At 71.2% G+C, this 11,426-nt stretch carries 11 protein-coding genes; 8 read left to right on the top strand and 3 right to left on the bottom strand.

Annotation, left to right across the window (positions count from 1 at the left end; translation table 11 throughout):
• Nucleotides 1-111 precede the first annotated feature (111 nt).
• From AB0I73_RS31195 to AB0I73_RS31160, 8 genes are all read left to right on the top strand, one after another.
• Nucleotides 112-756 (top strand): HAD family hydrolase, encoded by a 645-nt coding sequence (locus AB0I73_RS31195; protein WP_363042979.1) that lies wholly within the window; start codon nt 112-114, stop codon nt 754-756.
• A gap of 81 nt (nt 757-837) precedes the next feature.
• Nucleotides 838-2,106, top strand: coding sequence for an MFS transporter (locus AB0I73_RS31190; RefSeq protein ID WP_363042977.1), 1,269 nt, complete (start codon nt 838-840; stop codon nt 2,104-2,106).
• On the top strand, nt 2,057-3,229 hold the full coding sequence (locus tag AB0I73_RS31185) for an acetoin utilization protein AcuC (protein WP_363042975.1): 1,173 nt from the start codon (nt 2,057-2,059) through the stop codon (nt 3,227-3,229). Before AB0I73_RS31190 ends, AB0I73_RS31185 begins: the two co-directional genes overlap by 50 nt.
• Before the next feature lie 125 nt (nt 3,230-3,354).
• Complete coding sequence (locus tag AB0I73_RS31180) at nt 3,355-4,197, top strand: phosphatase (protein WP_363042973.1); 843 nt, start codon at nt 3,355-3,357, stop codon at nt 4,195-4,197.
• 129 nt (nt 4,198-4,326) lie between these two features.
• Complete coding sequence (locus AB0I73_RS31175) at nt 4,327-4,539, top strand: helix-turn-helix domain-containing protein (RefSeq protein WP_157842153.1); 213 nt, start codon at nt 4,327-4,329, stop codon at nt 4,537-4,539.
• A gap of 154 nt (nt 4,540-4,693) precedes the next feature.
• Nucleotides 4,694-4,792: an AURKAIP1/COX24 domain-containing protein gene (locus AB0I73_RS31170; protein ID WP_003948845.1), complete on the top strand. Its 99-nt coding sequence runs from the start codon at nt 4,694-4,696 to the stop codon at nt 4,790-4,792.
• 186 nt (nt 4,793-4,978) lie between these two features.
• Nucleotides 4,979-6,043: an NAD-dependent epimerase/dehydratase family protein gene (locus tag AB0I73_RS31165; RefSeq protein WP_363042971.1), complete on the top strand. Its 1,065-nt coding sequence runs from the start codon at nt 4,979-4,981 to the stop codon at nt 6,041-6,043.
• A gap of 14 nt (nt 6,044-6,057) precedes the next feature.
• Nucleotides 6,058-7,197 carry a lysophospholipid acyltransferase family protein gene (locus AB0I73_RS31160; RefSeq protein ID WP_363042969.1) on the top strand — a complete coding sequence of 380 codons (1,140 nt, stop codon included), beginning with the start codon at nt 6,058-6,060 and terminating at the stop codon, nt 7,195-7,197.
• Between the two features lie 101 nt (nt 7,198-7,298).
• Here AB0I73_RS31160 and AB0I73_RS31155 read toward each other — a convergent pair whose 3' ends face one another.
• The 3 genes from AB0I73_RS31155 to AB0I73_RS31145 form a co-directional block, all read right to left on the bottom strand.
• Nucleotides 7,299-8,546 carry a DUF5667 domain-containing protein gene (locus AB0I73_RS31155; protein WP_363042967.1) on the bottom strand — a complete coding sequence of 416 codons (1,248 nt, stop codon included), beginning with the start codon at nt 8,544-8,546 and terminating at the stop codon, nt 7,299-7,301.
• Nucleotides 8,547-8,798: 252 nt separating this feature from the next.
• On the bottom strand, nt 8,799-9,608 hold the full coding sequence (locus tag AB0I73_RS31150) for an ECF subfamily RNA polymerase sigma factor, BldN family (RefSeq protein ID WP_363042965.1): 810 nt from the start codon (nt 9,606-9,608) through the stop codon (nt 8,799-8,801).
• Nucleotides 9,609-10,054: 446 nt separating this feature from the next.
• Nucleotides 10,055-10,966, bottom strand: a complete 912-nt coding sequence (locus AB0I73_RS31145) for an HAD-IB family hydrolase (RefSeq protein WP_109377658.1) — start codon at nt 10,964-10,966, stop codon at nt 10,055-10,057.
• Nucleotides 10,967-11,426: the final 460 nt, after the last annotated feature.

Here is an 11,426-nt window from a genome sequence, read left to right as displayed (position 1 = left end):
GCCGATGGTACTGCAGGGGGGACCCTGTGGGAGAGTAGGACGCCGCCGAACAAATTGTGGGAAAGCCCCGCACCGACAGGTGCGGGGCTTTCTGCGTTTAGGGTCGAGGTCATGCACTATGACCTGGTCATTTTTGACAACGACGGCGTCCTCGTCGACAGCGAGCCCATTTCCAACCGGCTGCTGGCCGGCTACCTCACCGAGCTCGGGCATCCGACGTCGTACGAGGAATCCATCCATGACTACATGGGGTCCGCCATGCATCGGGTGCACGACCTGGTGGAGGAGAGGACCGGGCAGCGGCTGCCGGCCGACTTCGACGACGTGTTCCACGCCCGCGTCTTCGCAGCGTTCGAGCGGGAGTTGAAGCCGATCACCGGTGCCGTGGACGTACTGGAGCGGCTGACCGCGGACGGTGTGCCGTACTGTGTCGCCTCGTCCGGGAGCCATGAGCGGATTCGGGTGGGCCACCGCACGACCGGGCTGGACCGGTGGTTCGACGACGAGCGGATCTTCAGCTCGCAGGATGTGGGACGGGGCAAGCCGGCACCGGACCTCTTCCTGTACGCGGCCGAGCGGATGGGTGTCGCACCGGAGCGGTGTGTCGTGGTCGAGGACAGCCCTCTCGGCATCCAGGCCGCGGTCGCCGCGGGGATGGACGTGTACGGGTTCGCCTCGATGACGCCGGCCGAGAAGCTCGCCGGGGCCACTCGACTCTTCGCCGACATGCGGGAGTTGACGGAACTGCTCCGCTGAGACCGACTCCGCTGAGACCGAGCGGAATTCGTCTTCGGCCGGACCTACCCACCAGTACACCGGGGCCCTACGCTCGCCGCCATGACTGATGTGCTGCGGCGCGGCAGGGCCTCGTTGGCGTTCGGCTTCCTCGTGCAGGGCGTCGCCTTCGCTCTGCTCGTGACGCGGATTCCGGCCGTCCAGGACCGGTACGGGGTCTCCGACGCGTTGCTGCCGGTTTTTCTCGCCGCGGTGCCCGTCCTGGCCGGTGTCGGGAGTGTGACGACGGAGCGGCTGGTGCGGCGGGTGCCGGCGAGCCGGGTGCTGCGGTGGTCGCAGCCGGTCGTGCTGCTGGCGCTGCTCGGGGTCGGGGCCGGGGAGCAACTGGCCGGGCTGGCTGTGGCACTGGCCGTGTTCGGGCTGGCGGTGGGGGCGTTGGACGCCTCGATGAACATGCTGGGGGTGAGTCTGCAGCGGGCGTACGGGCGCAGCATCATGCTGAGCTTCCATGCCGCCTACAGCCTGGGCGGGATCGCCGGGGCGTCGCTCGCGTGGGTGGGGGCGCACTGGCAGTGGGCGCTGTGGGTGTCGTATCTGCCGGTCGTGCTGGTGCTGACGCCGGCGGTGTTGGTCGGGAGCCGTTGGTACGTCGACGGTGAGGGCGGCGGGCACGACGGGGGCGGCGAGGCCGACGTGCCCGTGACGGAGGCGGCGGGGAAGGCCGGGGGTGCGGGCGGGGCCGTCACCTCCAAGCTGCTGTTGCCGCTGTGTGTGGTGATGACGGTGGCGTACATCGGGGACTCGACGGTCTCGAACTGGAGCGCGAAGTACCTCCAGGACGTGCTGGGGAGTTCGGAGCAGTCGGCGACCGTTCCGTACAACGTCTACATGGTCACCACGCTGCTGGGGCGGACGCTCGGCGACTTCGGGGTGCGGCGGTTCGGGGCCGTGGTGGTGGTGCGGGCCGGGGCGCTGTCGGCGGCGGCGGGGTTCGCCGTGGTGGCCGGGGCGCCCGGGGAGTGGGTGGGGATGCTGGGGTTCACGCTGCTGGGGCTGGGGCTCTGTGTGCTGGTGCCGCAGACCTTCGCGGCGGCGGGGCGGCGCGCTTTCGCGCAGGGCGGCCCGGGGGCTTCGGATGCGGCCGTGGCACGCCTCAACGTCTTCAATTACGTGGGGTTCCTGATCGGTTCCCCGTTGGTCGGGGCGCTCGGGGACGCCTGGAGTTACCGCGGGGCGATGCTGGTGCCGATGGTGCTGGTGCTGGTGACGTCGGTGTATGCCAGGTCGTTCGCGCCCGAACCGGACCGGTACGGTGGCGGGCATGAGCGGCCGCACACAGCTGATGTGGGACGAGGCAGTAACGGGCTATGACTTCGGCCGGGACCATCCGATGGACCCGGTGCGGCTCGCGCTGACCCGGAGCCTGGTGGGCGCGTTCGGGCTGGATCGCGAGGTGGCGGTGGTCGCCGCGAAGACGGCCGGGGACTCGACGCTGCGGCTGGTGCACCGCGAGGACTACATCCGCGCGGTGCAGGCGGCCTCGGCGGATCCGGGGACGGCGGACCCGTCGTACGGGCTGGGGACGATGGACGATCCCGCCTTCACCGGGATGCACGAGGTGTCGGCGCTGATCGCGGGGCAGTCGGTGGGCGCGGCGGAGGCGGTGTGGCGCGGGGACGCGCTGCACGCGGTGAACTTCGCGGGCGGACTGCACCACGCGATGCCGGGGGCGGCCTCGGGTTTCTGCGTGTACAACGACGCCGCGCTGGCCATCGCCCGGCTGCTGGAGCTGGGGGCCGAGCGCGTCGCGTACGTGGACGTCGACGTGCATCACGGGGACGGCGTGCAGGCCGCGTTCTGGGAGGACCCACGGGTGCTGACGGTGTCGTTGCACGAGCATCCCCGGACGCTGTTCCCGCAGACCGGATGGCCGGAGGAGACCGGGGCGGACAGCGCGGAGGGCAGCGCGGTCAATGTGGCCCTGCCGGCCGGGACCGGGGACGCGGGATGGCTGCGGGCGTTCCACGCCGTGGTGCCGGAGCTGCTCGAGGACTTCCGGCCGCAGGTGCTGGTGACCCAGCACGGCGCCGACACGCACTTCGAGGATCCGCTGGCGCATCTGGCGGTGTCGCTGGACGCGCAGCGCGCGGTGCAGACGGCGTGCCACGAGCTGGCGCACGAGCACGCCGACGGGCGCTGGGTGGCCCTGGGCGGTGGCGGTTACGAGGTGGTGGAGGTCGTGCCGCGGTCCTGGACCCATCTGGTGGCGATCGCGGCCGAGCGACCGGTGGATCCGGCGACGGTGATCCCCGAGAGCTGGCGGCAGGAGGTGTACGCCCGGACCCGGCGACTGGGGCCGGCACGGATGACCGACGGCCGGTGGCCCGTCTCCTGGGCGCCCTGGGAGGCCGGCTACGACCCGGCGGACCGGCTGGACCAGGCGGTACTGGCGACCCGCCGAGCGGTGTTCCCGCTGCGGGGGCTGCTGGCGTGAACGGGCCGGAGCCGGGCTTCGCGGCCCGGCTCCGAAGCGGGTGTCGCTCGTTGTGCTTACGCCAACCGTGCGGTCTTTCCCGTTTCCCGGGGCGCCCGGGCTCCGGGTCGCGCACCATCGCTCCCGTGCCGACCACAGCTGGCCCCGCCGGCCCCGCCGACCGCGGCGGCCTTCGTGGGCATCTGCTGGCCGCCCGGCTGGCCGGGGTCGTGGCCACCACGCGGGAGGAGAGCTTGCGGAGTTACCGGCTCTTCGCCGCCCGGGATCCGCGCCTGCTGATCGGCCTGGACCCGGGACGGGTGTGGAGCCAGCGAGAATTGATCGAGTTGATGGCGGACAGGTGTGGTGTTTCGGCCGATCCTCGCCATGTTTCCGGGCATGATGTGATCGACCCGGAGCGGACCCTGGCGGCCCTGGACGCCTGTGCGGAGCGTCTCGCGGTCGCCGCCCGAAGCGGTGTGCCCGTGCTGCTCGGCACCGGCCACCCGCACCGGCTGCTCGGTTTCTACGCCGCTCTGGCAGACGCCCTGTCGGCGGCGGGATGTGACGTCCTCACCCCGGCGCGGGGTCGCTCTGTCGACATAACGACCCGGTTCGGTCTACGCACGTACCGCCTCGACTACGTGCGAGGAGTCGCGCTCGTCCGGGGCGCGGTTCCCGAACGCCCCGGTGGTGAGCCCGGCGCACACACGCACTCCCCGCTCCCGGTTCGGACCGCGCTCGCCGGGGCCGCCGAGGCCGGCGGGCCGCTCCCCGGGCTGGTGATCGGAGACCACGGCTGGGCCTGCGGCGCAGGTCAGCTGGGGTTCGAGGCCATCGCGCTGGCCGATGTGAACGACCCCGCCCCGTTCGTGGGGGAGGCCGAGGGGTGCGTGTCGGTGGTGGTTCCACTTGATGACGGCGTACGGTCCGATCACTATGTGCCGTTGACCCGCTACGTAATCGATCGAGCCCGTCTGTCACAGTAGGCCGCCGATGGGTGCACCTCTTCCCCACTCGCATCACCCGCCCCTACATTGGGGAGTGAGCACGCAGCGACGAAGAGTCACCGGAAGGGGAAGCCGGTGGCCGTCGAGTGCGGAAGGTTCAGGTGTGTCATGGCTGCAGCTGGCGAAAGGCCTCTGAACGAGGTTCAGTTCCTTACCGTGGCGGAGGTCGCCTCGGTGATGCGAGTGTCGAAGATGACCGTGTACCGGCTGGTGCACAGCGGTCATCTGCCCGCGATCCGGGTGGGGCGGTCCTTCCGCGTCCCGGAGCAAGCGGTTCACGAGTACCTCCGCGAGAGCTACGTGGGGGTGGACACCGCCTGACGGCGAACCGGGGAGGACCCGTCCGGACACTCGCGGGCCTCCCTGATCTCCTCGATTACGACCTCAGCGCTCGGGCGGGTAGGCTGGCCCCTCGTAGGTCGTGTGGGCCCATGGCGCCCAAACACCGAGTGATGAGAAGTGAGCGAGGGTAGTCGTGGGCTCTGTTATCAAGAAGCGGCGCAAGCGGATGGCCAAGAAGAAGCACCGCAAGCTGCTCAAGCGCACGCGCGTCCAGCGTCGCAACAAGAAGTAAGCGGCGGCGCGGAACCGTGTCCAGTGGCCCCCCACCGATGAGGTGGGGGGCCACTGTCTTTACGTGGGGCCGGGTCTGTTCGCCCCTCCCCGGCCGTCGTCACTCCAGGTGTCGAGTGGACACCACAAAGTGGCCGTGACCCGTTAGGTTGGCGGGCAGGACGTAGGCAAGAGGAAGGCACTGGTCTTGGGAAAGGTCGTGCTCGTGACGGGAGCGGCCCGCCCTTTGGGGGGCCGTTTCGTCCGACGGATCCAGCGTGACCCGGATGTGGAACGGGTCGTCGCCGTGGACGCGGTCCGGCCCGCGCACCCTCTGGGCGGTGCCGACTTCGTCCAGGCCGACATCCGGCAGCCCACCGTCGCGCGCGTGCTCGCGGAGGCCGGTGCCGACACCGTCGTGCACCTGGACGTCACGGGCACGCCGCTCGGCAGCGGCAGCAGCCGGACGGCACTCAAGGAGACCAACGTCATCGGCACCATGCAGCTGCTCGGTGCCTGCCAGAAGTCCCCGCGCGTCGAACGTCTGGTGGTGAAGTCCAGCACGAACGTCTACGGCTCCGCGCCCCGCGACCCGGCGGTCTTCACCGAGACGACCCCGCCCAAGTCCCTGCCCAGCGGCGGGTTCGCGAAGGACGCGGTCGAGGTCGAGGGCTATGTGCGTGGCTTCGCGCGCCGCCGCCCGGATGTCGCCGTGTGCGTGCTCAGGTTCGCCAACATCCTGGGCCCCGCCGCGGACAGCCCGCTCGCCGCGTACTTCTCGCTGCCGGTCCTGCCGACCGTGTTCGGCTACGACCCGCGGCTGCAGTTCGTGCACGAGGACGATGTGGTCGACGTGCTGCGCCTGGCCGCGCGCGAACCCCGGCGCGGCACGCTCAACAGCGGCACCTTCAACATCGCCGGCGATGGTGTCCTGCTGCTGTCCCAGTGCTCGCGGCGGCTCGGCCGGCCCACCGTGCCGCTGCTGCTCCCGGCGGTCACCTGGGCGGGCTCGCTGGTGCGTACGCTGGGCATGTCGGACTTCTCACCGGAGCAGATCCGGCTGCTCACACACGGTCGAGCGGTGGCGACGGACCAGATGCGCGAGACACTGGGTTTCACACCGAAGTACACGACTGCAGAAACGTTCACGGACTTCGTGCGCAGCCGTGGCCCCGGGCTGCTTCCGCCGGAGGTCCTCGCGAGGACCGTCGACCGGATCGCCGCACTGCCCCTGCCGGGCAGCGGTCACCCCCCGAAGCAGAGCGCCAACTGAGGAGCGCAGCAACGATGGCGGACGCCAAGGTCATTCCGTTCGACGACGACCGTTCCCGCGGGGGTGCGGGGGGCGCAGGCGGTGCCGGGGGCGCGGCGCAGCGCCCGACGCGCCGCCGTGGCGCGGGCAGCCGGCGCAAGGGCGCCGGGGCCGCCTCGATGGGCGAGGTCCAGCCCTTGCCGGGCCGGGCGTCCGCGAGGGACGACGCTCCGGCGCCCGGCGGACCCCGCGAGCACCGGCCTCAGGAGCCGGTCACCGGCGGCGGTGACGCGGGCGGCGGCGCACGCGGCACACGCCCGGACGCAGTCGGCGGAGAGAGCCTGGACCGGCGTGTCGCCAGTGGCCTGGCCTTCCTGCGCCGTCGGCTCACGGGGGACTACGCGGTCGATGACTTCGGCTACGACGAGGAGCTCACCGACCAGGTCCTGATGTCGCTGCTGCGCCCGGTGTACGAGAAGTACTTCCGGGTCGAGGTGAAGGGCATCGAGAACATCCCCTCGGAGGGCGGCGCCCTGATCGTCGCCAACCACTCCGGGACGCTGCCGATGGACGGCCTGATGCTGCAGGTGGCCGTCCACGACAACCACCCGGCCGACCGGCATCTGCGGCTGCTCGCGGCGGACCTGGTGTTCATGCTGCCGGTGGTCAACGAGCTCGCCCGCAAGCTCGGCCACACCCTGGCCTGTGCCGAGGACGCGGCGCGGCTGCTGGAGCAGGGGGAACTGGTCGGGGTGATGCCGGAGGGCTTCAAGGGCCTCGGCAAGCCCTTCGCCGACCGCTACAAGCTCCAGCGCTTCGGGCGCGGCGGTTTCGTGTCCACGGCACTGCGCGCGCGGACGCCGATCATCCCGTGCTCAATCGTCGGGGCGGAGGAGATCTACCCGATGATCGGCAACGCCCGGACCGTCGCACGGCTGCTCGGCTTTCCGTACTTCCCGCTGACGCCGACCTTCCCGTGGCTCGGCCCGCTCGGCGCGATCCCGCTGCCGACGAAGTGGACGATCCAGTTCGGCGAGCCGATCCACACGGAGAACTATCCGCCGGAGGCGGCCGAGGACCCGATGCTGATGTTCAACCTGACCGACCAGGTCCGGGAGCAGATCCAGCACACCCTCTACAAGCTGCTGGTCCAGCGAAGGTCGGTGTTCTTCTAGAGAGCGACGGCAGGACGCACGTGGCCGGGGGCGCCCCCTTGTCGCAAGGAGACACCCCGACCACGTACGTCCTGCCGTTCAGTCCGCTCCGGTCGACGGTCCTAGTCGACGGTCTCGCTGTCGATGCCCAAGCCCGGGAGCAGGCCGGGCAGGAGGGGCGGGAGGGTGACGTCGGGCCGGGCGGGCGGGGTGGCGTCGCCGGTGGACGGCGGTGAGGTGCTGACGCCGGTCTCCTCCGGCGGGTCGAGCAGCCCGCCGTTGTTGCCGCCGAGCAGGCTGTCGCTCTCGTCTCCGGCGTCTGCGGACCGGCTGGGACCGCTGCTGCTGGTGCTGTCCTGGTCGGGGCTGTCGGTGCCGGTGCCGGGCGTCTGGGAACGGCCGGCACCGGACGGGGCGCCGGGTGTGGCCCCGGAGTCGTCCTGCGGTTCGCCGTTGACGCCGCTGTCCCCGGCCGGTGGGCGGGGGAGCAGGGACTGCAGCGGGGCGACGTCCTCGTCTATGGCGTCGAACACCGACGACACCTGCCGGCTGACGTCCCCGAGCTGCGCGGGCAGTCTGTCGCGCAGGGAGCCCCAGGCCTGCCGGTGCGAGTGGGAGAAGGAGGAGAGGGCCTGCATGGGACCCAGGGAGTCCGGGTCGAGACGGTACGCCTCGCGCAGCAGCCGATGGCCCTCGGACGCGTCGTGCCGCATGCCGGACAGGGCGCGGCGGATCTCGCCGACCGATTCGTGGTCGAGGGGGCCGCTGCGGTCGCGCTCCATCAGCCGCCGGGCCTCGCTGAGCCGGATGGAGGCGTGGTCGAGGAGGACGCGGCCACGCTCGTCGTTGCCGTCGGCCAGGCCGAGCTTGACGTCCTCTATGCCGCGCTTGAGGCCGTAGAGCGAGTCACCGGGCAGGGCGTCGGAGCTGGCGACGGAGACTCCGCCGAGGGCTCCGGCGGCCACGGTGACGCCGAGGCCGCCCGCGGTGAGCCCCTTGGCCAGCCGTGAGCGCGGTCTCAGCTTCCCCAGGGGGGTCGCCCGGTGAGCGCCCCGGGCGTGGCGTGAACGCTGTTCGGGTGCGGACGGATCCGCTGCCTCGCCCGCGGCGGTGCCTTCCTGGAGCATGGCCTCGAATGCGGCCACCAGTCGGGCCCGCTGGACGACCTTGACCTCGGGATCCAACTCCGGCTTGGGCAGCGCGCCGAGACCGGCGGCGAGCGTGAGCAGCCGCTCCTGTTCCGTCTTCGCGGCGGCCGGTCCCGGTGCCGATCCTTCGGGCTGCTCGGCCGCTGTGACCCGGTCGGACTGCTCCTCCAGGGCCTGGGCGAAGGCGTTCGCCCGCCGGTGCGCCGATACGTTCGCGATCACTGGCGGCACCTCCTCTCGTCATGACGATCGACTCCCCAGGGGGTTCTGAGGGTTCCACCCCCTGACCATGTTCATACGATCGGGTGATCGGAGTCGGCGGGGAGTGACCACAGGGAGCCTGCATCCCGCACAACGAGCGGCGCGGTACTTGGGTTACGCGTGCCGAAGGATCGGTTGGGGGAGTCAACGAGGTTTCACCTAGGGTGAGTTGGCTGTCACGGAGGGTGTGCCGTCGATGCGGGTCCGTTCCGCTCAGCGCGCGTCCTCCGGGAGGAGCCGGGCGAGGGTGCGGACGGCCCGGTACTGGAGGGTCTTGATCGCCCCCTCGTTCTTGCCCATCACGCGGGCGGTCTCCGCGACGGAGAGGCCCTGGAGGAAACGGAGCGTGACGCATTCGCGCTGTTGGGGGTTGAGCCGTCGTACGGCATCGAGGAGGGCGGCGTTGGAGAGGTGCTCGAGGACGGAGTCCTCCGGGGACCGCTCGACCTCGTTGGCGTCGAGCATCTCCCCGGTGGTGACTTCGAGGCGGAAGCGGCTGGACTTGAAGTGGTCGGCGACCAGGTTGCGGGCGATGGTGACGAGCCAGGCGCCGAAGTCGCGCCCCTGCCAGGTGAAGGTGCCGATGCGGCGGAGCGCCCGCAGAAAGGTCTCGCTGGTGAGGTCCTCGGCGGTCGCCTTGCTGCCCACCCGGTAGTAGATGTAGCGGTACACGGTGTCGCTGTACTGGTCGTAGAGCCGCCCGAAGGCGTCGGCCTCGCCGGCCTGGGCGCGCTCCACGAGGTCCATCATCCGGGCGCTGTCGCTGTCCGCGGCGGGGCGGCGCGCGGTGGCCGCACCGGACGAGCGTCCGCGCCCGGCCACCGCGGCGCTGTCGTCGGTGAGGGCGTAGCTGGGGCCGACGGGTGGGTCGGCGATGGCGTAGCTGGGGCCGACGGTGGCGGTGGCGAAAGCGGGGACGGCGTACGCGGTGGGGACGAAGCCGCGCAACAACTCCCGGGCCGTGACGACTGCGGTGCGCAGTGCGGTCAGGCCCGAGTCGTCAACCCCGACGTGTGGGTACACGGGACTCCCAGAGGCAGAGCTTCCATCACGTGCAGTACGGGCCGTTCACCCGTCGTAGCGACGGAGGGGTGCCCGAATGCGTCTGAGGAGAATAACGCTTCGTGCAGGCGCTGCTACACCGAGTTGCTCAAATCATCGATTACGTCGTTTCCGTGGCCTGTTGACACCGATTCAAGTAACCGATGTTGATCGAATGTTGACCGAAAAGCTTCGCTTCCCGGTTCGGTACGGGGCGTGTTGTGGCCGTGTGCAGCCAAGAGGACTGGACAGCGGGGTTGCGGGGTACGGCAGTTGGATTGGCCGGGTTGCGGGCGGGGCGTCACTTTTGTTCCCCGCTGATCAGGCCCGCAGCCGTACGGGCGTCCGTCGCCGCCGAGTTGACCGGTCACCCGGTGTGCGCGGGAGCGCCGCCGGGCTCGGGGCCGTCAGGCTCAGCGCGGTCGGGTTCAGCGCCGGCGGCGGTGCATCGCGATGGCCGCCGCCGTGCCGCCGGCCACCGCGCCCACGCCCGCGGCCGCCGGGATGCCGACCTTCGCCGCCTTGCGGCCCGTCCGGTAGTCGCGCAGGCGCCAGTCCATCGCGCGGGCGTGCTTGCGCAGCTTGGAGTCCGGGTTGATCGCGTACGGGTGCCCGACCAGGGAGAGCATCGGGATGTCGTTGTGCGAGTCGCTGTACGCGGCGCAGTGGTCCAGGTCCAGGTTCTCCGCCGCCGCCAGCGCGCGTACGGCCTCCGCCTTCGCCGGGCCGTGCAGCGGTTCGCCCACGAGTTTGCCGGTGTACACGCCGCCGATGGACTCGGCCACCGTCCCCAGCGCCCCGGTCAGGCCCAGGCGCCGCGCGATCACCTGGGCGATCTCCACCGGCGCCGCCGTGACCAGCCACACCCGCTGCCCGGCGTCCAGGTGCGCCTGCGCCAGTGCCCGCGTACCCGGCCAGATCCGCCCGGCCATGTACTCGTCGTAGATCTCCTCGCCGATGGACTTCAGCTCGGAGACCCGGTGGCCCTTGACGATGGAGAGCGCCGAGTCGCGCGCGTCCTGCATGTGCTCGGGGTCCTCGACGCCGGCCAGCCGGAACCACGTCTGCTGCCACGCGAACCGCGCGAGGTCGCGCGTCTCGAAGAACTTCCGCTTGTACAGCCCCCGCCCGAAGTGGAACAGGGCCGCGCCCTGCATCACCGTGTTGTCCAGGTCGAAGAACGCGGCGGCCCGGTCGTCGCCGTGAACCGGGAACTCCGGTTCGCGGGCGGAAATCTCCTGAGTGGATTTGCGGGCAGCCTCCGCCGAGGCCTCGCCTGCCAACACGCTCCGCGCCGTGGCGGAGCGCCTACGGGGGGTGAGCCATCCGAGAGCGGCCATGGCGTTGAGCATAACCAGTCCGGCCGTCGGTTCCGGACCCGAGAGGTTTGGACACCGTGAACTCTGCACGTCCGTGTCGTTAAAGCGCCGCCCCCCGGGCTGGGCAGGGGCGAGTCCGCCCGGTCGCACACCTCGAACGGTCTTGGGCGCTTCCCCCCACTGCCCCAAGGGCGTGGAAGGTGCTCCCGGGGCCCCGGCGTGCTCGGCCCCGGGCGACGACACGCACCCGGTGCGCGGTCCGGTCCCGGGAGGCCGCCATGGACACTGCCCCGCGTGACCTGGCCATATGGGTGTGGCCGGAGGCGGCGGGGAGGTCCCGAACCGGCACGCCGGTGGAGCGGGGGCCCGCCCGCTGACGCCGTCCCCGGCGTCCCGGACCGCACGTTCCCGTCGACCCGCACGGCCCACGACGCCGCGAGCCCGGAAGCCGACCATCGCACGATCGAGGTGCACCACCCCC

Origin of the sequence: Streptomyces sp. NPDC050388, from assembly GCF_040655635.1 — a bacterium.
GTDB lineage: Bacteria > Actinomycetota > Actinomycetes > Streptomycetales > Streptomycetaceae > Streptomyces.
Note: the sequence above shows the minus strand (reverse complement) of the source record. Positions and strands in the feature narration are given on the sequence as shown.